The organism is Rhizobacter sp. Root404 (genome assembly GCF_001425865.1).
GTDB lineage: Bacteria > Pseudomonadota > Gammaproteobacteria > Burkholderiales > Burkholderiaceae_C > LMDS01.
Window position 1 is genome coordinate 2,062,587 of the sequence record NZ_LMDS01000004.1, and the last position, 21,335, is coordinate 2,083,921.

18 protein-coding genes and 1 riboswitch are annotated in these 21,335 nt (G+C 65.2%); of the genes, 7 read left to right on the forward strand and 11 right to left on the reverse strand.

The genetic code is table 11. The features are described from left to right. Positions 1-125 precede the first annotated feature (125 nt). Positions 126-277, reverse strand: a riboswitch (FMN riboswitch). Positions 278-361: 84 nt separating this feature from the next. The 6 genes from mnmA (at position 362) to ASC76_RS13895 (ending at position 7,549) form a co-directional block, all read left to right on the forward strand. Continuing rightward, entirely contained in the window at positions 362-1,465 is a 1,104-nt protein-coding gene (gene mnmA, locus ASC76_RS13870; RefSeq protein ID WP_056466721.1) for a tRNA 2-thiouridine(34) synthase MnmA, read from the forward strand. A 27-nt stretch (positions 1,466-1,492) separates the two neighbouring features. After that, on the forward strand, positions 1,493-3,259 hold the full coding sequence (locus tag ASC76_RS13875; protein WP_082549193.1) for a DUF885 family protein: 1,767 nt from the start codon (positions 1,493-1,495) through the stop codon (positions 3,257-3,259). 42 nt (positions 3,260-3,301) lie between these two features. Continuing rightward, the gene (locus tag ASC76_RS13880) at positions 3,302-3,940 is read left to right on the forward strand and encodes an FMN-binding negative transcriptional regulator (protein WP_056466727.1); all 639 of its coding nucleotides are present in this window, start codon (positions 3,302-3,304) and stop codon (positions 3,938-3,940) included. 79 nt (positions 3,941-4,019) lie between these two features. Continuing rightward, positions 4,020-5,519 (forward strand): MDR family MFS transporter, encoded by a 1,500-nt coding sequence (locus tag ASC76_RS13885; protein WP_235580430.1) that lies wholly within the window; start codon positions 4,020-4,022, stop codon positions 5,517-5,519. Between the two features lie 12 nt (positions 5,520-5,531). Beyond that, positions 5,532-6,260: a c-type cytochrome gene (locus ASC76_RS13890; RefSeq protein ID WP_056466730.1), complete on the forward strand. Its 729-nt coding sequence runs from the start codon at positions 5,532-5,534 to the stop codon at positions 6,258-6,260. Then, positions 6,257-7,549, forward strand: coding sequence for a cytochrome c (locus tag ASC76_RS13895; RefSeq protein WP_056466733.1), 1,293 nt, complete (start codon positions 6,257-6,259; stop codon positions 7,547-7,549). Before ASC76_RS13890 ends, ASC76_RS13895 begins: the two co-directional genes overlap by 4 nt. Before the next feature lie 248 nt (positions 7,550-7,797). Here ASC76_RS13895 and ASC76_RS24730 read toward each other — a convergent pair whose 3' ends face one another. Beyond that, positions 7,798-8,073, reverse strand: coding sequence for a helix-turn-helix domain-containing protein (locus ASC76_RS24730; protein WP_082549106.1), 276 nt, complete (start codon positions 8,071-8,073; stop codon positions 7,798-7,800). Positions 8,074-9,028: 955 nt separating this feature from the next. Here ASC76_RS24730 and ASC76_RS26610 point away from each other — a divergent pair. Continuing rightward, the gene (locus ASC76_RS26610; protein WP_082549107.1) at positions 9,029-9,238 is read left to right on the forward strand and encodes a BPSL0761 family protein; all 210 of its coding nucleotides are present in this window, start codon (positions 9,029-9,031) and stop codon (positions 9,236-9,238) included. Positions 9,239-9,604: 366 nt separating this feature from the next. On the opposite strand, the gene ASC76_RS25375 is transcribed toward ASC76_RS26610, so the two are convergent. The 10 genes from ASC76_RS25375 to ASC76_RS13940 all read right to left on the reverse strand — a co-directional run bounded on the left by ASC76_RS25375 (position 9,605) and on the right by ASC76_RS13940 (position 21,332). Then, the gene (locus ASC76_RS25375) at positions 9,605-9,889 is read right to left on the reverse strand and encodes a hypothetical protein (RefSeq protein ID WP_157615619.1); all 285 of its coding nucleotides are present in this window, start codon (positions 9,887-9,889) and stop codon (positions 9,605-9,607) included. Positions 9,890-9,999: 110 nt separating this feature from the next. Continuing rightward, the gene (locus ASC76_RS13900; RefSeq protein WP_200947133.1) at positions 10,000-11,400 is read right to left on the reverse strand and encodes a ThiF family adenylyltransferase; all 1,401 of its coding nucleotides are present in this window, start codon (positions 11,398-11,400) and stop codon (positions 10,000-10,002) included. Positions 11,401-11,420: 20 nt separating this feature from the next. Further along, a complete protein-coding gene (locus ASC76_RS13905; protein WP_200947134.1) occupies positions 11,421-11,936 on the reverse strand; it encodes a hypothetical protein in 516 nt (171 codons plus the stop codon). Continuing rightward, positions 11,893-12,351, reverse strand: coding sequence for a hypothetical protein (locus ASC76_RS13910; RefSeq protein WP_056466739.1), 459 nt, complete (start codon positions 12,349-12,351; stop codon positions 11,893-11,895). The genes ASC76_RS13905 and ASC76_RS13910 overlap by 44 nt, the downstream gene beginning before the upstream one ends. 12 nt (positions 12,352-12,363) lie before the next feature. Then, positions 12,364-12,861, reverse strand: a complete 498-nt coding sequence (locus tag ASC76_RS13915; protein WP_056466742.1) for a hypothetical protein — start codon at positions 12,859-12,861, stop codon at positions 12,364-12,366. Positions 12,862-13,025: 164 nt separating this feature from the next. After that, the gene (locus ASC76_RS13920) at positions 13,026-16,349 is read right to left on the reverse strand and encodes a UvrD-helicase domain-containing protein (RefSeq protein ID WP_056466745.1); all 3,324 of its coding nucleotides are present in this window, start codon (positions 16,347-16,349) and stop codon (positions 13,026-13,028) included. Further along, the gene (locus tag ASC76_RS24740) at positions 16,346-16,981 is read right to left on the reverse strand and encodes a hypothetical protein (RefSeq protein ID WP_082549109.1); all 636 of its coding nucleotides are present in this window, start codon (positions 16,979-16,981) and stop codon (positions 16,346-16,348) included. Before ASC76_RS24740 ends, ASC76_RS13920 begins: the two co-directional genes overlap by 4 nt. Next, positions 16,978-17,694: a hypothetical protein gene (locus ASC76_RS13930; protein ID WP_056466750.1), complete on the reverse strand. Its 717-nt coding sequence runs from the start codon at positions 17,692-17,694 to the stop codon at positions 16,978-16,980. The genes ASC76_RS24740 and ASC76_RS13930 overlap by 4 nt, the downstream gene beginning before the upstream one ends. A gap of 240 nt (positions 17,695-17,934) precedes the next feature. Then, positions 17,935-19,968 (reverse strand): N-6 DNA methylase, encoded by a 2,034-nt coding sequence (locus ASC76_RS13935; protein WP_162247120.1) that lies wholly within the window; start codon positions 19,966-19,968, stop codon positions 17,935-17,937. 71 nt (positions 19,969-20,039) lie between these two features. Continuing rightward, positions 20,040-21,332: a hypothetical protein gene (locus tag ASC76_RS13940; protein WP_082549110.1), complete on the reverse strand. Its 1,293-nt coding sequence runs from the start codon at positions 21,330-21,332 to the stop codon at positions 20,040-20,042. Positions 21,333-21,335 lie beyond the last annotated feature (3 nt).

The following is a 21,335-nucleotide window of genomic DNA, read 5'->3' on the forward strand; positions in this document are numbered from 1 at the left end:
CTCACAAAAAACATTCCAGGGCGCGCAAACGCGGTGCACCCACGCCGGGGCTTTTCGCCGAGCGAAGCTCGGCAAAAAACCGCGGCTCCAGACGGAGTCGCGGACGGCGCAGGCGCACTGCATGAGCACATCTTCTTTCATCCGGACTCTGACCGTCGGCTTCGGCATCTCACCGAATCTGCTGACCTCTTCACCGGAGAGGTGAAGAGCGCTCGCGGGCTCGCGGCTTGCGCCGCATACCGCCGGTGGGGAATTTCACCCCGCCCTGAAGACGTGTGCCCGTCTTTCGACAGGCGTGTCAATCTTACGACCAAGCCCTCGGCGGCACGCGTCGCCGGAGCGACACCTAAAATCGCGGCCCATGAAACCCCAGCGTGTCGTCGTCGGCCTGTCGGGCGGCGTCGATTCGGCCGTCACCGCGCACCTGCTCAAGCAGCAGGGCCACGAGGTCATCGGCATCTTCATGAAGAACTGGGAGGACGATGACGACAGCGAATACTGCTCGTCGAACATCGACTTCGTCGACGCCGCCGCCGTGGCCGACGTGCTCGGCATCGAGATCGAGCACGTCAACTTCGCGGCCGACTACAAGGACCGCGTGTTCGCCGAGTTCCTGCGCGAGTACGAGGCCGGCCGCACGCCGAACCCCGACGTGCTGTGCAACGCCGAGATCAAGTTCAAGGCCTTCCTCGACCACGCGATGCGCCTGGGCGCCGAGAAGATCGCGACGGGGCATTACGCCCGCGTCCGCGAGAAAGCGGGCGAGTTCCAACTGCTCAAGGGTCTGGATCCGCTGAAGGACCAGAGCTACTTCCTGCACCGGCTCACGCAGGCGCAGCTGGCGAAGACGCTGTTCCCGGTCGGCGAACTGCCGAAGACCGAGGTGCGCCGCATCGCCGCCGAGATCGGCCTGCCGAATGCGAAGAAGAAGGACTCGACCGGCATCTGCTTCATCGGCGAACGGCCGTTCCGCGAATTCCTGAACCGCTATCTCGCGAACACGCCCGGCCCGATCAAGGACGACCGCGGCCGCACGATCGGCGAGCACGTGGGACTGAGCTTCTACACGCTCGGCCAGCGCAAGGGCATCGGCATCGGCGGGCTGAAGGAGCGAAGTGCCCCGCGGGGCGGGGGAGACCACGACCCCTGGTTCGTCGCCCGCAAGGACATGGCCGCCAACACGCTCTACATCGTGCAGGGCCACGACCACCCGTGGCTGCTGGCCCAGCGCCTGAGCGCCGACGACACCAGCTGGATCGCCGGCCACGCACCGCGCGCCGACGCACTCGCCGCGAAGACCCGCTACCGGCAGCAGGACGCGGCGTGCACGTTCACCGCGGCCGGCCCCGGCGGGTTCGACCTGCGCTTCGATCAGCCGCAGTGGGCCGTCACCCCGGGCCAGTCGGCCGTGCTGTACGACGGCGAGGTGTGCCTCGGCGGCGGGGTGATTTCCGGCTCGGCCTGAACGACAGGCGCAACGACGATGACCGTGATGCGTTCCCTGCTGCTGGCGATGTGCCTGCTCATCGGCGCCGCCGGCCCGGCCCACGCCGGGACCGACCCGCAGGCGACGCAGCGGCTGCACGCGCTGTTCGACTCCGAGTGGGAATGGGAGATGCGCGACGACCCCGAGCGCGCCACCTACACCGGCGACCACCGCCACGGCGCACAGCTCACCGACCGCTCGCGCGCCGCCGACGAGAAGCGCTACGCCCATGCCCGCGAGCGTCTCGCGACGCTGCGCGGCATCGACCGCGAGCAGCTCGCGCCGGCCGACCGCGTCTCGCGCGACATCATGGTCCAGGGCACGCAAGAGTGGCTCGACGGCGAAAAATTCGCCGGCCTGAACACGGTGGTGCTCGACGGAGAAGGCGGCCTGCACAACGACCTCGCCAGCCTGCTGCGCGTCAGCCCGGTCGCCACCGAGGCCGACGTGCGCAACATGCTGGCCCGGCTGGCGCAGTTCCCGAGCCGGGTCGACCAGGTCATCGCCCGCCTGCGCGACGGCATTGCGATGGGGTGGGTGGCGGCGCGGGCGTCGATGCAGCAGGTGCCGGCGCAGATCGACGGCCAGTTGCCGGACGACGTGACCCGCAGCCCGCTGTACGAGCCGTTCACGCGGCTGGGAATGGGCATCCCGCCCGACACGCGCACCGCGTTGGCCGCCGACGGCGCCGCGGCGCTGCGCGCCCACGTGTACCCGGCGATGCGCCGCCTGCGCACGTTCATCGTCGACGAGTACCTGCCGCACACCCGCGAGAACGGCGCGATGAGCACGCGCCCGAACGGCGCGGCCGCGTATGACTACCTCGTCCGCCAGCACACCACTACCGACCTGGGTGCAGCGCAGGTGCATGCGATCGGGCTGCGTGAAGTCGCGCGACTGCGTGGGGAGATGGAGGCGCAGATGCGGGCCGCCGGCTTCGCGGGCAGCTTCGCGGAGTTCGTCCACTTCCTCAACACCGATCCGCGCTTCTTCTACACCGACCCCGAGGCGCTGCTGGCCGGCTACCGCGACATCGCCAAGCGCGTCGACCCCGAGCTGCCCAAGCTGTTCGCCGAGCTGCCGCGCACCCCCTACGGCGTGCGCGCGATCCCGGCGCACGAGGGCATCGGCAAGTCCGAGAACTACTCCGGCCCGCCGCGCGACGGCAGCGGAGCCGGGTGGTTCAACGCCAACGTCGTCGCGATCGCGCAGCGGCCGATCTGGAACATGGAGACGCTGTTCGCGCACGAGGCTGTGCCCGGCCACCACCTGCAGACGGCTCGGGCGCGCGAGCTCACGGACCTGCCGCGGTTCCGCCGTGGCGGCGGCTACACCGCGTACGGCGAAGGCTGGGCGCTGTACGCCGAGACGCTGGGCCCGGAACTCGGCCTGTACAAGACGCCGTACACCCGCTTCGGCCACCTGCAATGGCAAAGCCTGCGCGCGGCGCGGCTGGTCATCGACACCGGCATCCACGCGTTCGGCTGGCAGCGCACGCAGGCGATCGACTGGATGACCGAGCGCACCGGCATGGCCCGTGAGTTCATCGAGCCGCAGGTCGACCGCTATTACGTCTGGCCGGCCCAGGTGCTCAGCTACATGATCGGGCAGCTGAAGATCGTCGAGCTGCGCGACCGCGCGCGCGCCACGCTCGGCGCGCGCTTCGACATCCGGCGCTTCCACATGGCCGTGCTCGACAATGGCGCGATGCCGCTGGGCGCGCTCGAGCAGCAGATCGACGACTGGATCGCGCGTGAAAAGGCGCGTCCGTGATGCGAGACTGACCGGCCTCGCGTTCCCTTCATACGACCCGCCATGTACCTGCCCCCCCATTTCGAAGAGAAGCGCCCCGAGGTGCTGCACGCCCTGCTTCGCGAGCATCCGCTCGGCCTGCTGGTGACGCAGGACGCGGCGGGCGAGCTGGCCGCGAACACGGTGCCGTTCGTGCTCGATGCCGACCCGGCCGGGGGCCCCGGCATCCTGCGCGCGCACGTCGCGCGCGCGAACCCGGTGTGGCGCGACGCGCGCACCGATCGCGATTCGCTGGTCGTGTTCCAGGGTCCGCAGGCCTACATCTCGCCGGGCTTCTACCCGAGCAAGGCCGAGCACGGCAAGGTCGTGCCGACCTGGAACTACGTGATCGTGCAGGGGCGCGGCCGGCTGCGCGCGGTCGACGACGCGCCGTGGCTGCGCGCCTTCGTGACGCGCCTGACCGATCGCCACGAGGCCGCGCGCGAACAACCGTGGGCGGTCACCGACGCGCCCGACGACTACGTCACGTCGATGCTGCGCGCGATCGTCGGCATCGAGATCGAACTGGGCGCGCTGGTCGGCAAGTGGAAGGTGAGCCAAAACCGCAGCGCCGCCGACCGCGACGGCGTGGCGCGCGGGCTGCGCGAGGCCGGCGTTCCCCGGGCATCGGAACTCGCCGGCTACCCGCCCGCGGAGGCTTGAGGGTCGCGCGGGCGGCGCGGCAGCACGCCCGCGCGCTTTGAGGCATGCTCGGCACCCCCCCGCCGTCGACCCGCCCGCATTGAGTGCTGCCCACACCCCGCTGACCCCGAGCCAGTTCCGCGCCGCGACCGCCGCGGTGATGATGACCATCCTGCTGGCGGCGCTCGACCAGACCATCGTCAGCGTCGCGGTCCCGACGATCGCGCGGCAGCTCGGCGGTTTCGAGTGGATGGCGTGGGTGATCTCGGGCTACCTGATCGCATGCACCGTCGTCACGCCGCTGTACGGCCGGCTCAGCGACCTGGTCGGGCGGCGCCGCGTGATGACGATCGCGATCCTGATCTTCCTGACCGCCTCGATCGCCTGCGCGCTCGCCCAGACGCTGCCGCAGCTCGTGCTCGCGCGCGTGGTGCAGGGCATCGGCGGCGGCGGGCTGATCGCCACCGCGCAGTCGGTGATCGCGGACGTGGTGCCGCTGCGCGAACGCGGCCGCTACCAGAGCTACGTCAGCATCGTCTGGGCGGTCGCGAGCATGCTGGGGCCGGTCATCGGCGGCGTGCTCACCGAGTACCTGTCGTGGCCCTGGATCTTCTGGATCAACCTGCCGGTGGGGCTGGTCGCGCTGGTGCTGGTGCACCGCTCGCTGAAGGCCCTGCCGGTCACGCCGCGCCGGGCGCGCATCGACGGCGTCGGCGCGCTGCTGCTGCTGACCGGCCTGACCGCGATGCTGATCCCGATCACCCGAGTCGGCCAGGGCACGGCCTGGTCCGACGCGTGGAACCTGATCGGCTGGGCGATCGCGGTGGCGCTGTTGGTGGTGTTCGTCGCGCAGCAGCGCCGTCACCCGCAGGCGATCGTGCCGATGGCACTGTTCGCGAACCGCACGGTGGTGGCGTGCTGCGCGCTGCTGTTCATCTGCTTCTTCAACTTCATCGCGATGTCGGTGCTGGTGCCGTTGCGCCTGCAGCTGGTGGCCGGCTACAGCGCAGCCGATGCGGCACTGCGGCTGCTGCCGCTGACGCTCGCGATTCCCGCCGCCGCGTTCGCGAGCGGCCGCTGGCTCTCGCGCACCGGGCGCGTGCTGCCGATGCAGCGCCTCGGCGTGATGCTGGTGCCGGTCGCACTGGCGGCTTCGGGCTTCGCGTCGGCCGGCGGATGGGCCGCGACCGCGGCGCTGGTGCTGCTGGGCGCCGGCATGGGGCTGCAGATGCCGACCACGCTGATCACGGCGCAGCAGTCGGTGCCGCGCGACCAGCTCGGCACGGTCACGGCGCTGACGTCGTTCTTCCGCCTGCTGGGTGGCGCGATCGGCATCGCGGTGCTGAGCTCGGTGGCGTTGCTGCTGCTGCGCGAACACCTGCCCGCCGGCGTCCAGGGGCTCGATGCCGAAGGCCTGGGACAGCTGATCGACGCCTCGCGCGGCGGCCATGGCGCGCCCGCCAGCGACACGGCGTTCCAGCGCGTGATGTGGTTGAGCGCGGCGATCTCGCTGCTGTCGCTGTGGTTCGTCGCACGCCTGCCCGACCTGCGCTTGCACGAGGCACGCCACGCATCGCCCGGGGCTGCCGCGGAACTTTGATACAACCTCCCCATGGCGGAATTGAATCTGAGGGCCGGCTGGCGCGCACGATGCGCCGCGGCGACGATGTGCGCCGCGGCCACCCTGGCCTGCGCCGCACCGAAGGTCGAGGACACGATGGCGCAGCGCGTGCAGGCCTGCACCGGCTGCCACGGGCCGCAGGGCCGCGCGGCGAGCGACGGCTACTACCCGCGCATCGCCGGCAAGCCGGCGGGCTATCTGTACAACCAGCTCGTGAGCTTTCGTGATGGCCGGCGTCAGTACGCGCTGATGACGAACCTGCTCGCGCCGCTGTCCGACGCCTACCTCCGCGAGATTGCCGAGCACTTCGCGAACCTGGAAATTCCCTACCCGCCCGCGCAGGCGGCGACCGGCAGCGTCGATGCGCTGAGCCGCGGCGAGGCGCTGGTGCTGCGCGGCGACGCGGCGCTGAAGATCCCCGCCTGCGTGCAGTGCCACGGCAGCGCGCTGATGGGCGTCGCGCCTGCGGTGCCGGCGCTGATCGGCATGCCGCGCGACTACCTGAACGCGCAACTCGGCGCGTGGCGCACCGGCACCCGGCACGCGAACGCGCCGGACTGCATGGCGCAGATCGCGCAGCGCCTGGCGCCGGCCGACATCAGCGCGTTGTCGCAATGGCTGGGCGCGCAGCGCGTGGCGTCGAACGCCAAGCCCGCGACGCAATTGCCCGAGCCGCTGCCGATGCCGTGCGGCGGCGTCCCCGACGGGCCCGCGAAGTGAGCCGGCTCTTGATCCGCGCCGCGCTCGCGGTAGTCGTGCTCGGTGCGCTCGCCGCCGGGCTGGTCGCCTGGCTGAACGTGCGCGGCGAGTCGCCGCTGGGCAGCGCCGTGTCGGCTCCCGCCAGCGCCGAACTCGTCGCACGCGGCGCCTACCTGGCGCGAGCCGGCAACTGCATGGGCTGCCACACCGTACCCGGCGGCGCCGCGTATGCCGGCGGGCGCGGCGTGCCGACGCCGTTCGGCACCATCTATGCGCCCAACCTGACGCCCGACGGAGCCACCGGCATCGGCGGATGGTCCCCGGACGAGTTCTGGCGCGCGCTGCACAACGGCCGCTCGCGCGACGGGCGCCTCCTCTACCCGGCGTTCCCGTACCCGAACTACACGCGCGTGACGCGCGCCGATTCGGACGCGATCCACGCGTACCTGAAGAGCCTGCCGCCGGTCGTGCAGGCGAACAAGGCACACGAGCTGCCGTTCCCGTTCGACCAGCAGGCGGCGCTCGCCGTCTGGCGCGCGCTCTACTTTCGCGCGGCCGAACCGATGTCCGCGAACGACGCGGCGGGCACGACACCGGTGCAGCGTGGCGCCTACCTCGTCGAGGGCCTCGGTCACTGCAACGCGTGCCACGCCAGCCGGAACGCGCTCGGCGCGACCACCAGCACGCTCGACCTGGCCGGCGGCCTGATCCCGGTGCAGAACTGGTACGCGCCGGCGCTCGATTCGCCCGACGAAGCCGGCGTGGCCGACTGGGACCTGGCCCACATCGTCGAGTTGCTCAAGTCCGGCGTCTCGGCACGTGGCGCGGTGATGGGCCCGATGCGCGAGGTCGTGGCCGGGAGCACTCAGCACCTGAACGACGCGGACCTGCAGGCGATGGCCGCCTACCTGAAGGCACTGCCGCAGCGCCCCGCGTCGACGACGTCCCGGACGAGCGCCACCGGCGCCGCACCGGCCGACTCGAGCACGCCCGGCGCCAAGCTGTACGCCCAGCACTGCGTGCAATGCCATGGCGAGCAGGGCGAGGGCGTGGCGGGCATCTACCCGGCACTGGCCGGCAGCCGCGCGGTCACGCTGCGCACGCCGGCGAACCTGGTCCACATGGTGCTGGAGGGCGGGTTTCCGCCGAGCACCGCGGGCAACCCGCGGCCGTTCGGCATGCCGCCCTACGCCACCGTGTTGAGCAATGACGACGTGGCTCAGCTGCTGAGCCACGTGCGCACCAGTTGGGGCAATCGCGGTGCGCCGGTGTCGGCGCTCGACGTGGCGAAGTACCGCAGCGTCAAGTGACGATGCGGCGGCGCGGGCCGGGTCAGAACGATTATGGCTACCAGAAACCGTTGATAGTGGCTTGAATGTGAGTGAGTGACGGATTCAAGTGAGTGACTTTTTGTTGGTAGCGACACCCCACCCCCCTTTTTTTGCCCCTGCCAGCACCGGTCTCGGCTGTTTTCGTGGGTAGAGCCGATTCAGGTTCGTAGGCGAAGCATTACGCCAACCCGGCTATCAATCGCCCTTTGCGAGGTGTGCCTCGCCACTCATGCGTCTCCGCAGAGTGGGCTTAGGAGGTCCGCGATTGGCACCCCCAGAGCGGTGGCAATCCGTTCGACGTTGTCAATGGAAATGTTGCGTGCTTGGCGCTCGACGTGAGCGATAAACGTGCGATGCAGGCCGGCCTCAAACGCCAACGCCTCTTGGCTCCAACCCTTGTTGTTCCGCATACGGAGTACGTTGACGGCCAAGAGAGCGCGCGCGCTTTCCGCTTTGTATTTTTTAGTTGCCGCTGGTGAAGTCACGCACCAGTCTCGATGCATGCTGCTTTTAAGTCAGCCGTGTTTGAGTCACAATCTGGGCTCAGGCAGTACGCTTCCCCTCTCGTCGTTCGACAGGGATTCCGGGTACTTGCGTTTGCGGAAGAGGAAAAAGTCCATGAGCACCAAGAGCGGCATCAAGGCGCGGCACAGCATGGAGGAACAACTAGGTTTCCACGTTCACACCGGATGTGCTGACTCTTTGGATGCAAGAGATGGAACTCTGCAGCCCGCCCTCAGACGGCGTCGCGCGAATCGCGCCATCTAACCGCTGGGACCCAGCATGTTGACCTTGAAATTGGTGTGTCGCGACACACGATATGGGACCGTACGAGCGCTTCGAGGTCTGATTGCCTCATCAGCCAACCACGGAGAGGTGTCTGACTACTGGGTGTCGCTGTTTGACACACGCCATCGACCGATGAACCGCGCGCTCTTGCATGGATACCCAAGATGGGCCGAGCCAACAAGGGCATTCTTAGCGCGCTGCATTGATGCTGTGCTGCAAACGTGTGACGCCTCGGCATGGTTTCCAACGGACTGCTGCGAGCTGACCGTCACCGATTGGAGTACACAGAGCGTCGTCGACTTCGTTTCGTTTGGCGACTTGCGTCGCCCGACTCGTGTAGCTCAAACCGCAAGCTCTCGGGGGACGAGCGGCTGGCAGCTAGTGAGTTGGATTTGCGCGCAAGAAGCTTTTGGACGGCAAGGACTCCCGGAACCTCCTATGCCAGTGAGGCCCACGATTTACGAGTGTGCAGGAGTTAAGTACTGCCGAACTAGCGAGCTGCCTGTTGAAGCGAGGGTGACATTCGAGCAATTGCAGACCCACCTCGACCGACCATTTGTGCCAGCCATTCCCGATGCGGTATATCCCTGGTGGCTTGATTGCTTCCTTCGAGACGAGTTGCCGCGACACGAGTTCCCGCGCGCGCGGCGGCTGAGTTGGAGTTGAGTTATGACGCTACCCACGGAGAGGACGACAGCCGTCTTGCAGACACGACGCTTCCTCCAGCAGCTTCAAGACTGCAAAGCGCTGCCAGGAGTGCCCGATGGCGTGCGCCGTGAAGCACTAGCTCTGCTTCGGCATTTTCCATCGCTCCATGACCTAGAGCTAGCGCATCAAGCATGTCCAGAGTGGTTCGGCTTTCCAGCGAGGGATGCGTGACCACAGGTCCTCGGAAGAAAGTAACGACGCCAGTCGCGAAATTCTTCGCGGACGCACAGGCATTGGCCGACCGTGCTCCGACACTCACGAAACGTGTCGTGTCACTGAAGGCAAAGAAACTCGTACAAGAGCTGCGGCTCGGGGCCACGCGTGACCAGTACTTGCTGGTGCGTTCCGCCCTCCACGAGCTTGAAGCAGAGTTGACGCGAGCTGTAGCCGAATCGCGCAGACGTAAGACAACGTCAAAAGGCACCTAACCGTCAAAGTACTGAGTGTTCGCTCTAACGAGACAGCGGCAGAGTCCTCCTGCTCGCCGGAACCCATTGGCGCGCCGGTCCTGAGCGCTCGGTCTAGCGCCTTGCATGTTCACCGCAGCAGTCGCGCAACAATCTTTGCCATCCATGTTGCACCCGCAAGTTCATCGTCGGTCAATCCGTCGCCATAGAACGTCTTCCAGGCGGCGATAGCCCAACATGCCAAAAGGATGGCGACTCCAACCCACTGGCAAGGACCGATGAAGCGTTGCCACATCACTTGGTCGACAAGATTCGCGAATACCGCGGCGGTAGGACCAGTCATCTTCGCTTTGTTCGCGTCAGTCCATGCCATTAACGTAATGGGAAGAGCCGCGTAGAAGACGGCAAAGCCCACGGCGCCAGTGACCAATGCTCCCACCGGTCCGAACCGAGCCGCAATGTGTACCGAGTCGTCGACGACGGACCCGAGAGTGTTGCGGTTGCGACGGTGATATCTCCTACTGCTCATGACAATGACTCCTCGGCGCCGTTCACGACGTTAGTGTTGGCAGCGACCAAGCACGAGTACTTCGCCTGAACATATGGTGTCAGCAGACCCCGGCACTCGACCGCTTCGGGGCCGGTGCGGTAACGCAGGTTTTTCATCGGAAGGTCGAGCGTCGAGTGCACGCCCCCGCCATGCAGCGGACGGACGACCTCCGCCAGCACTAGCGCGCCGGCAAGCGCCCCGACAAACGGCGTGGCCACCGCTCGCGACGCAAGAAGCGTCATGCCGCATTGGTCGTCGCGCTCCAGCGCGAGCTTCTTGTAGACGTCGTTCAGCTCTACTGAAGCCTGGGCCGCAGCATCAGCCGTCCAAATCTCGGACGGTCGGCGAGGCCCAGGGAACGTGTGCAGTCGTATGTTGCGGAAGTCTCGATGGCCGCTGCCCAAGCCGGCTTCGACGACCATCGCAAAGCCCGCTGAATCCAGGTCGCGGCGCGCGGTGACGTTGTCGACGCCGAACAGTGCCGTCGTCGGCTCGCCGGTCATGCGGTGATGGTTCGAACCGAATCGACGCTCGACGAGGTCCGTGGTAAAGCCCGCCGCCTCCAGGCGTTGAGCAACGAGCCGCACCTTGCGTTTTCCAAGGTCGTCCGCCATCAGCAGCATGCAAGTACTGAGGTTGGACCTCGCGGCCTTGTCGAAGTCTTGAAGTACCAGATGCGGCCGCCCCTCGTCGGGGTAGGGCAGCATCCCCAGCACCCATCCATACGCTTGGCCGAGATGCCCGAGGCCGACAAGCCAGAGCGAACTCGGCAGATACCGCAAGGTCGGCCCGCGATGTGCCTCGGCTCGCCAGTCAGCGACCGCGAGCGGGTCCCAGAGCGAGATGCCGACGGCGCGATGGCCCGCGTCCGGAAGGTCGCCACGCACATGAAGGAAGGCCTCGTTGACGCCCAGCGCGGCTGCCGCAACTCCCGCGAGGGGGTTGTCTTCCACGCAAGGAAGACCGGAATCGGCCGCCAGCGGGGAGATTGATGCACACCAGGCATCCCAGGTCATGCGAACGCAAAACGCCGCCGTCGAGCCCGTCGGCGCACGGCCCAGCACCAAGGTCGGCGAGTCGGTCTTCGGGTCAACGGTGACCGCGCCGCCAAGCTCCTTGACCACCCCGTGGGCTTTGCGGCCCTCGAACAAGGGCACGCGCAGTATGTGTTCGAGGTCGCCGAACACCTCGACGCCGCCGAGGAAGGCGCGCGCCGCGGTGTTCAGCGCCGTCAGAAAGCACGCCTGCCCGGCCAAGGTTTCGGCCCAGCCAGCGCCGAGATAAATGCGCACTCGGTAGCGCGAGAACAGGGCAAGCGCCTCTTCCGGCGACGAGACCTCGCCGGAGTCCAAGGCCAGCTTGGCCAGGCGATGCATGGATTCAGAGTCAAGACTTGTCACTTGCCATCTCCAGCGTCAGTAAGTCGCAAGAGGCGAGCTACCTCGCAACCCGAAAAGGTCGCCCACTTGTGGTTGCCTTCGTACACGTACATGCCCAGGTCGTGCGGGCGAACCTTGCCCTGAGCGAATCGCGGCACGATGAACGCTACGTGGCCGGCGAGCGCAACCATGGGGTTGGTGCGGTCGGAGCGGCTCTGCCCGGCGCCGAAGCGGTGGGTGTGCACGTCGGCGACGACGGTCAAGCATTCGGCCCGACACAGCTCCCAGAGCTTCGCGAAACTGGCCGCCGTGAGCGCAACGTAGTCGTCATGCAGTGCGTCGACCTGCAGCTGCTCGTAGGGAAGAAAGCGCGTCATCACGCGGCCGACCTCGGTCTTGCGTCCAAGAAGGAATGCGCCGCTTTCTCGAACGCCATCGCCCTGGAGGCGCAGGTGCTCGATGAGCTGCGCCCAAAGAGGCGCAGGCGCTTCAAGCAGGTGCGCAGACATAGTCGCGGCTTTGAAGAAGGTCATGGACCACCTCCAGGTAGTGGCTGATGCCCTTGGTGGGCTTCCAGATGAGCTGCGGGTACTGGGCCACCCAGCCGTCGTGGCCGGCAAAGCTATCGCGGTCGCACGGGATATAGAGTGCGTCGCCGTTCTTCCAGTCCGGGCGGAATGCCAAGCGCAGCCGCTCGCCACCGGTTGGCCACTTGTCGAAGGAGAGCCGGCTGTTCGTCGACATGTCCCAGAACGTGCCAGTAGGCGCGGTCGCAGGGAACCCGGTGCAGCTCAGGCGGACCGTGTACTGGCGTCCGTCGCGGGCCGTCACGCTGACGTAGAGGAAAGGCCACTCCAGCTTCTTGAACTGCCAGCGGCTGCGGTCCTCCCCCGCTAGAAAGCGTGCCGACGCGAGGTCGGCACGCAGGGCTTGTTCGTCCGGTGCCATGCCGCCTCCGATTCAGCCGTTGATGCGGTGGGCCGGCACCAGGTCGAAGGTCACCGAGCACTGCGGGCACTTGGTCAGCGTGCCGATGTGGATGTCGACATCGGGCTGCTCGTTGGTGCCAGCAATCTGCAGCACGTGCTCCGCGATGTCTCCGGGAGCCATGCCCAGCTTGTGGCCGGCCCACAGGCGCACTCGGCCCACGGTCGCTGCCGGGCGGAACTGGCGGAGCACGACCTCGGCGCCGAAGCGGACGTGGACATCCAAGTGCTTGCAGCGGTGCAGGTGCACGCGGACGCCGTGCTCCTTCTTCAGGTCCTTGACATGCGTCGCCCCGGCGTGGGCGTCGTCATCGTCGTCTTCGACCGAGAGCGTCAGCTCTGTCGCGTCGGTGCCGGGCGGCAGCAGCGCAAGGACGGCGCGCTTGAGTTCGTCGATGGTCGCGTCGTCGTTGACTTCAACGAGCTTGATGTCGGGGAAGTGTTCCGACTGGATGTAGACACGGGTAGGCATTCCTGCGCTCCTTACTTAGCTTGGCGAGCCGCGCGGAGTGCGTTGCTCTTGCTGGGTAAGTCGCAGGACGACAGAGAAATCGGAAGTAGTGTTGGCAGCCCGAAGCGAGTGGCGCCCTTCGCTGCACGCTCAACGCCCGACACTCGTCCGGCGCCCTGCTTCGCCTAGGCAGGACAGTGCATGAAGTGCCGGCACTTCGGGCACTCCCAGGAATTCGGTTTCGCCTCGAAGTTGCCAGCCATCAGCGACTTCGCAATCGGGATGAGGAAGAAGTCGTCGGGCAGCCTCCCATAGGGCGACACCGACTCGGCGACCCCAGTGCTTAGTACGAAGATGCTGCCCGTGAACGAGTATTGGCGGTGGGCTTCGCCGAGGTACTTCAAGACCCATCGGAGGGTCTTGTGCTGCCGCGAATACATGCCAGAGGGTCGAATGCGGACGAACTCCACGGTGACCTGGGAGCCCGACTTGGTGGTTCGGTGTGGTGATACGCGAAGCGAAATGCCTGCGCACGTGATGTCAAACGGCGTCGCCATCAGCGAGCGTTGTGCCCCCAGCCATCCACGACCGGTGACGAGTAGCTGGTCCGCATAGGCCTTCATATACGGCAGTGACTCCTTGTAGGCGGGGGCCAACGATGCGAGTACGCGGTCGACCTCTGCCGGCGCCTTGCCCAAGGTCTCGCCAAACGGCGCGAAGAGCTCCCGCATTACCGCGCCTTCGATAAGTGCGGCAGGATGCAGACCTGCCGCGGGACTTAGCTCCCGGATGAAGTCGTAGTAGTAACGCCTTGGGCAGACGCGGTAGGTCAGGAAGCCGGAGAGCTCGTAGGACGCAGGTTGGACTACTGCGACGACAGCAGCAGGCGGCGCAGGCACCTTCGGCACTATGGCTTTCCCGGTCACCCGCTCAAGCAGATGCGCGGCGTCGGTGATGGCGGCCACGCACTCTGCGTTGTACATCTGCCTGGTCTCATACAGGACTAGGTGCTCGCGGGCTCGAGACAGCGCCACGTAGAGCTTGTTCGAGGCTTCGGTCTGTCTCTCGAAGTTGTCGACCGGGGCGAGCGACTTGAGCAAAGAGCTAGGGACTAGGTCCGAGTCCGAAGCCATGCGGAAGTGTTTGGCGTCGATGTCTACCAGATGGACCGCTTCGTACTCCAACCCCTTGCTTCCGTGGATGGTCATGACGGCCACCGCGTCCAGGGTGTCGGCTTCGGGCGGCGGTATGCGCAGCTCGCGGTCGTCGCCTATGCGCAGACGACGGCGCAGACGTGTGATGAAGCTGCCAACCGTTTGGTACGCGCGGCCGCCATCAGGCACACGGAGGTAGTAGATGAGCTGCCACAACGCGATGCGCCGAGTGATGTCAAGGATGCCGTCTCCGGCCAGATGCGGTCGAAGCACCGACGTGCGGTCAAGAAGCAGCGTGCAGGCGACCTCCCACGGGAAGTCCGTCGACGACAGACCCTTGAAGGTTGAAGCCCACTTCTGGATGGCGGCGACGCCTTTGACGGACAGCCCGGCAGGCGGCTTTGCCAGCCATGACAACGGCTCAGGTCGATTGGCCTTCAGCCAGCCAAGCAAAAGTTCAACATCGGCAGGGGGTAGTTCCATGCCAGGGAGGAGAGCGACCCGCAAAAGGCCGCTCCCTGACCGGTCGATGAACAGCTGCAGCAGGGCCAGCAGGTCCTTCACCTCCGAGCGCTGGAAGATGTCGCCGAGGTGCAGCGCGGGAACGCCGGCGGCATTCAAGGCGTCGGCCGCATCGCCGCAGGTCTCGTGCTTGCTCGCCAAGACAACTTGGTCCCGGAAGGGGACGCCGAGCTTGTGAATTCGACGAACGTTCGCCGCGAGTTCGCCTTGGACGATGTCATCGTCGGCGCACTGGACGTGGCGCGGCCTCACTCCGCTTGTGCCCCGCACGGGCTCCACGTCATCGAGTGGAAGCACCATCTGGAGAGGGTTCGCTTCGCGCCCGGTGTGCTCGAATACGCGAATGACTTCTTCGTAACTACGGCGGTTCTCGTTGAGAGGGAATGGCTTGTGCTTCGGGAAATCGTCACCGAAGTTGACGATGTTGCGCATCGACGCGCCGCGGAACCGGTAGATTGCCTGGCGCGCGTCTCCCACTACCCAGAGGCTCTTCGAGTGGGCCGCCAGCGACTTCACCAGCTGTGCACTTGCTCGGTTCACATCTTGGTACTCGTCAACAAGGATGTGCTTGAAGCGACCGACGCTCGCCGTGTACTTTGCAAAGCCCTCCGTAAGGGCCAACGCTGGAAGCATCACGAGGTCGCCCATGTCGACCAAGGCACCGTTTGCGCGCAGCTTCGACTCGTAGCACTTGTACAGCTTGACGACGTCGCGCTGCCTTGCGAGAGTTTCCGCGCCCGTATCGAGGGCGGACTCGTTGACCGCCTTGGCGAAAGCGTCGGCGCCGGCTAGCTCGTCCTTGGCTCGCTGGATGGCTTTGACGACCTCGTTCAGCCAGTCGAGTGGGTCGCCGAGCGGATTGAACGCAGTCAGACCAAGGCCATAGATGTGCGGCTCCAGCATCGCAATCTGGGCCATCTTGTCGGCGACACCGAAGCGCGAGCGCAAACCGAACTGTTCGTGGTTCTTGCGAAGGAATTCCAGACCAAAAGCGTGGAACGTTCCGACCCAGATGTCGTGGGCGTCCTCGACGCCGAGTTCTTGAAGCCGGTCGACGAGCTCGCGAGCGGCCCGGTTGGAGAACGTCAGTAGGAGAAGCTCCTCGGGCTTGGCACCGTTAGCAAGTAGGTGCTGCACGCGCATGAGCAAGGTGGCAGTCTTGCCGGTGCCAGGACCGGCAACGACCAACGAGGTCAGGGCTTCTGACGTGGCGGCCGCCGTCTGCTCCTTGGTTGGATTGATGGCCTCTGGTGCGTCGGCGGCCTCTTCTTGAGAAGTCGGAAGTAGCATTCCGTCAAGGAGCTGCTGTCGAACCAGCTCAAGGGGAAGGTCGAGTTCCTTCACCAGTTGCTGAGCGGTCTTGCCCGCAAGGAACAGCTCCCGCGCGACGTTTCGAGGCAGTAGCAATTCGCGGGCGAAGATGTTGGCCTGAAGCTCTGCACGCTCACGTGCACCATACGCTTCAATCCTCTGGGCGCCGAACGTGTCACCTTCCTCCGGCTTCAAGGTTGACTCAACAACCTTGTGGCAACCGTCGTGACTCTCAAGGTGGAGCTTCCAGTGGCCGAACTCGTGAGCTATGAGGAAGGCGCGCTCTGCGCTCGAGACATCGTTCCGGACGATGATTTGCTGCAGCTCTCGAAGGAGGACCGCATCGGCTCCACCCAGTGTCTTGTCACTCGGAAGCGCATCAGCGATGTTGAGGTTTTCGGCGTCTTCATGCGCTACCGCTTCGATAACCTTCTTCGAAGGAATCGTTGATGACGCAGCTTCGTTCAAGATGCGCTGACGCAGGTGCCGCGCGGCGTCGCGAGCTCTGTGAAAGGGAGTCAAGGTGCCTCCTCCGTCTGAAAGGCAAGCAGGCGCCTCTTCTCTTCTTCGCTCACTGGGAGTGAAAGGACAGCGCTCTTCCAAGTTTCCAAGGCCGGTGCATCCGGCGCCTGCGCAGACTTGTAGCTCCTTGAGCCCGCTAGTTGCGGCCCCAGGCACGGTTTGATGCCTGCTGGAGAAACCTTCAGGTGTTGTGCCAGGTCCCGAAGCACCTTCGGAGGTACATCCGTGATGGTTGTGAGTACCTTTGTGAGCAGCAGCACGCAGTTCCCGAAATCCAGGGCAGCTGCAGCTCGAGGCAACTTGCCTCCGACCAGGGTCTTGATGGCAGCGCGTGCGGCCTGTACATCCGCGTCAGGTGCGGCTCTCGAGTCCAGTTCATGAAGTTGGTTGAGAACGACGCTCTGCAGGCGTGAGACATCTTGTGCGGTCACGGGGGACCGGGACTTGTCTTCGATGGGCTCCGGTGAGGCCTCGTAGCAGGTCCACAGCGCTGCGAACTCCACGATATCGTCTCGGTACTCCGGGTGTGCTTCGCACGCGCGAAGCACTGCGTCGGGGCTTGGCTTGCCGGCCGAGAAGAAGAACTCGTCAAGCACTTCTTCGAGCGACAGCCTACGGTTGGGCTTTGTCATTGCTGGAACTCCTTGCGGATTTTGTCGAGAGCGCTGTTCTTGTAGTTGTTGACGCTCTTGACGGTCACCTTGAGGGCAGCAGCTACTTCCTGGACTTGCCAGTCGGCGCCGTAGAGCCATACAAAGGTGGCGTACTCCTTCTGCGTGAGGATTTCGAGCAGGCGGCCGTTGGCGCGCTCGAACTCCTGCCGGCGTGCAGCCAGAAGGTCCGGTGTGTTGTGGTCTTGCAGTTCTTCGATTTCTTCAGTCGCGGAGGCGCCGTCGTCTGCGTCTACGTCCAACTCATCCAGGCTCTGCTGCAGCTTGCGCTTCTTCGCCAGCATGCTTCGCTGGAAGCTGATGGCCCGCAACTTGAACAAGTCGCCGAACGCCTTCTCGGCGTAAGCAGCGTCACTGGCGCTCGAGAGAAGGTGGCCCCACATGCAGGAGGCGAGTTCGTGCGACGCGCGGGACAGGTCGTCGATGAGCCCCGGAAAAATCTTTGCCTTGAGGACGAACCTCCTCGACCGCTCGAGCAGACGATGCGAAAACGCTTCAGAGAAGAGGCCGGTGCGAGTCTTGTCTTGGGCCGCTCGCGCGCGTCGAAAGAGGCGAAAGACCTGCTCGTCCGATACGAACAGGGGGTCGTGTTCCCAATCGCTGCGTGCCAGCCTGGCGCGCAACGCCGAGTCATCGAGGCTCTCTATGGCCGAGTCGGGCTCTTGTTTTGACATCTTCGTTTCCCATTGGTCATGCGAACACCCCCCGTCCAGTCCGGAATCTCGGGGATGCCCCCCTGCATGACTAAGTCGCAAGAGAAGCAAGAAATCGGAAACTGCCCGCTGCGGTCGGTGTGGAGCGTGCGGGGGCCCTCCATGTGGGTGCACCGGCAAGTGCGTCCGAACGTACCCAACACATAAGCCCGCTGCTCTACCGCCCGAACGATGGCCGGAGGGCGGAAGCAAGGACGACAGCTACCAACTACTCAGAGCCTTCTCGACGACACGGCGAGCCTGCGAATCTGAGTCATAGTAGCGCCAGAAGCCACGTCGGTCACTTCGGTCTTCGTCGAATACGGCTTCCAATTGGGCGCGGTTGAGCCCCAGGCCCTTCGCAACCAGTACCTCCAGGCTCGCGGCCGCCGCTACGGGCTGCAGTGCGCGGCGCGGCTTCGAGGACGTTGACGCTTGCCAAGGTGGCGAGGCAGCTCCACCTTCCGGGAGCCCAGCCCGCGGCTTTGAGAGGCAAACGCTCCACGCCGCGTGAGCAGCGGCAGTGACACCTTCGGTGTCGAGTTGGGGCCAAACCAAGCCCTCAAGGATGAACTTGTTTAGGTGAAGGCCACTTGCAAGTCGCCGTGCTACCCAGTCGAAGACCAGGGTGTTCATCACCCCGAGTCCCGCGAATGCGAGCATGTCGCTCTCGTATTGAAGGACGGGGGCGGTGTTGCCGCACCGCCAGGTTCGCGGCACCCAAGTTGCAATCACTGTACGAGTGTTCGTCGAGGCGGTGACGTCGCACAAGGCAACTCGTGGCGGAAGGTCGGGCAGCGGGGAAATCACATATTGAGGGCTGCATTGCGACAACGGCTGGTCAGCGTTCTCGCGCCAGACCGCAGTGCGACCGCTCCCGGAGACCCAAGTCTTCTGGAAGCAGTCGTATGCACCGACGCACCGACCTTCCAAGAGGGGAACGAATCGTTGACCCCTCGCGTCTATGAATGTCGCGTCACCGTAGCTTTGAAGCTTCTTGCTCGCGATGTGGTGGAACTGGGCCTTACCAAGGCTGAGGTCGACCTCGCGCCGGTATACGACTCTGCCGAGAGGTCCTTGTTCGAACAGGGGGCTGCCTGTTCGGAGCGCTGTCCGAAGAATTTCGAGTTCGCGCTCTTGGAACAGCTCCGGAATGATGTGATACCGCCGGCCAATTAGCCGTATGTCCTCTCGGTCGAGCGAAATGTGCGGTGCATCCACCTCGTCAGGCTCAACTGCAAAGCTTCGAACGGAGAGTTGACGCGTGCCGACATCCGAACGAGTGGCCGCCAGCAGGCCGAACTTGTACCGACTGTCGATGGGGAAGTAGCCGCCACGGTTCTCGAAGCTGGTCCACCGAGCAATCTCGAATTGCTGAAAGTACCGTTCTCTCAGCTCGGTCAAACCAGCGTCCGACGCAAACGCCGCAGGCACGAGAGCTCCGAGCCGGCCTCCTTGCACAAGCAAGTGAGGCACGAGCTCAACGAACGCCTTAAACAGGTTCTTGTCGCCACCTCCTTGGGCAGAAAACAGCGGCGGCAGCCCATGCGCGCCCACGGCCAGAGTCGACAGCCGCGCGACGGTCAATGCGCGCTCTCCATCCGGGTCTTCCTCCACGGAGTGACGCAACGACTCCCACGGCGGGTTCATCAGCAGGACTTCATACAGGTCCTGGCCGCTCCACCAGTCAAGCGTAAGAGCGTTGGCGTGGTGGATGTTCTTTGCGACCTGCTTGAGTGTCACGCCGACTGGGGCGCCCATCAGCCAGATGAGCAGACAGCAAAGCTCGCGAGCGCGTGGGTCAAGTTCCACGCCATGCAGCGACAGTATGAACTTCTTCAGATGTGCGTCCGTGCTGCCGCGGCCATAGAGTTCGATTGCCGCGAGCAGCAGATTGCCTGCGCCTACGCTTGGGTCCACCATCCGATGAATGCGGTGTTTGTCGAGAGGCTCGAACGTAATTCGGGCCAGGGCCGATGCGAAAGCGTTGTGAGTAGCATAGGCGCCCATCGCCTTCTGCGTAGCCGACGCGCGCTGGTAGGCTGCAGCCCAGGAATGCATTCCTTCGGGAGACTGCCCAAGGTGAGCGCCATCCTTTGCAAGCTCCGCGAGCCGCTGCCACAGACGCTCATCCGGGTCCAGTTCAGGCAGCGGCGCGAGGGCAAATTGCTCCACCAACGAGCGCAGGGTTGCAGGCGACCATGCGCTCTTGCGACGGTCCTTGCTTTCGTAGTGCGCAGCCGACGCGATAGTCAAGTTCGCGAGTCGCGACCCCTCAGTCGGACAGATGACCTTGGCGACTACGTACGTTGCGTCCCAAACTGCGCTCATGCGACTGCCATGAGCTTTGGAGCAAAGGCCGGTGCGTTGAGCCGGTCAACAAGAGCCAACAGCATTTCTGCGCGAGCATCTGCTTCGTTCGGTGGCAGCCATTTGTACAGGCCAAGGCCGACAGCAGCGAGCACCATGGGCTGGCCGGAGAGGCCAGTGACGTCCCACAGTTGCGGGTCAAAAGTCTCCGGATACACCAAGACGGCGGTTGTTGCGCCGCACGCTGCCGCGGTCGTCAGCGCTTGATAGATGTGTCCCCTTTGCGGTATCGAGCCGGAGTAGGCGGAGTACTTCGCCTCGAAGGTCGCCACCAGCTTGCCGTTCTCGTAGAGTCGACCGTCTGGTTTTGGCGAGAACGGCTCTTGAGGCAGGCCGCCGCGCGGGGTAAGTAGCGGAATATCGCCTTGCACTCGGTACGACAGAGCGCGCCCCTTTGCATTGCCGACTCGTTGAACCGCCTGCAGAGTCCGCTCCAACAGCGTCTCCAAAAGTGGCCACGCCTCGATGGCCAGGCCCACCCCCGCGTGGCCGCCCGTTGGCCCGAACAGGGAGGTCTTGCGGAGAACGGCCATGGCGAGTGACCACGCGGGCTTGTAGGCGCTCCACTGCTCCGGGAGCGCGCGATTGCCGATGCCGTTTGGCGGCGGCGCGTTCATCGGAGTGCCAACGGAGAGGTCTCGGGCAAGCGCCCGAAGGCCGCTGCGGGTCTTCTGGTCGGTGCTGATGTGCGCCAGCGTGTCGGCTACATGCACCAAGCCTCGTGTGAAGGGGTTGTCCTGAGCGAACTCTGTCCGCACCACCGGAAAGACATGCGGGCGCCAGAGCGCGGTCCGCGCCCAACGCGTGACATCTAGCCGACCGCTCAGGCCCGGGAGCTCGACGCTCCGACGCTCCATCAGGACAATTGGCCCCTCCTGACGGAACGCGCGCTCAAGGCGCCGCAGGTAAGTCCTTGCAATTGCGTCTAGCAGTCTGTTGTGACTCTTGGAGAACCCGGCTCGGCGCTCGCCGGCGACGTCGATGCCTTCCTTGCCGGTCAATAGGGCAACTACGGCCGTTACCCAGTCTGCCGCGCCTTCGACCTTTGGTGCAACTTGAAGCACCAGCCCGGCCCCGAGGTCCACAGTGCCGACGACGTTAGTAAGACGAAAAGTGCCGGGTCGTTCTGACAGTAAGGAAAACGATGGCTTGAGCTGCACGCGCAGCCGTGCAACGGCCTCTCGCAAACGCTCTGCCTCGTTTCCTTTGAGGGGGAAATCTTCACCCTCAATGACGTCTATGCAGTGCATCCG

Bases quoted from the DNA above. Each gene is read 5' to 3' on its own strand.
- mnmA (WP_056466721.1), top strand. From the start codon at position 362: ATGAAACCCCAGCGTGTCGTCGTCGGCCTGTCGGGCGGCGTCGATTCG.
- ASC76_RS13875 (WP_082549193.1), top strand. From the start codon at position 1,493: ATGCGTTCCCTGCTGCTGGCGATGTGCCTGCTCATCGGCGCCGCCGGC.
- ASC76_RS13880 (WP_056466727.1), top strand. From the start codon at position 3,302: ATGTACCTGCCCCCCCATTTCGAAGAGAAGCGCCCCGAGGTGCTGCAC.
- ASC76_RS13890 (WP_056466730.1), top strand. From the start codon at position 5,532: ATGGCGGAATTGAATCTGAGGGCCGGCTGGCGCGCACGATGCGCCGCG.
- ASC76_RS24730 (WP_082549106.1), bottom strand. From the start codon at position 8,073: ATGCATCGAGACTGGTGCGTGACTTCACCAGCGGCAACTAAAAAATAC.
- ASC76_RS26610 (WP_082549107.1), top strand. From the start codon at position 9,029: ATGACGCTACCCACGGAGAGGACGACAGCCGTCTTGCAGACACGACGC.
- ASC76_RS13900 (WP_200947133.1), bottom strand. From the start codon at position 11,400: ATGCATCGCCTGGCCAAGCTGGCCTTGGACTCCGGCGAGGTCTCGTCG.
- ASC76_RS13905 (WP_200947134.1), bottom strand. From the start codon at position 11,936: ATGACCTTCTTCAAAGCCGCGACTATGTCTGCGCACCTGCTTGAAGCG.
- ASC76_RS13910 (WP_056466739.1), bottom strand. From the start codon at position 12,351: ATGGCACCGGACGAACAAGCCCTGCGTGCCGACCTCGCGTCGGCACGC.
- ASC76_RS13915 (WP_056466742.1), bottom strand. From the start codon at position 12,861: ATGCCTACCCGTGTCTACATCCAGTCGGAACACTTCCCCGACATCAAG.
- ASC76_RS24740 (WP_082549109.1), bottom strand. From the start codon at position 16,981: ATGACAAAGCCCAACCGTAGGCTGTCGCTCGAAGAAGTGCTTGACGAG.
- ASC76_RS13930 (WP_056466750.1), bottom strand. From the start codon at position 17,694: ATGTCAAAACAAGAGCCCGACTCGGCCATAGAGAGCCTCGATGACTCG.
- ASC76_RS13940 (WP_082549110.1), bottom strand. From the start codon at position 21,332: ATGCACTGCATAGACGTCATTGAGGGTGAAGATTTCCCCCTCAAAGGA.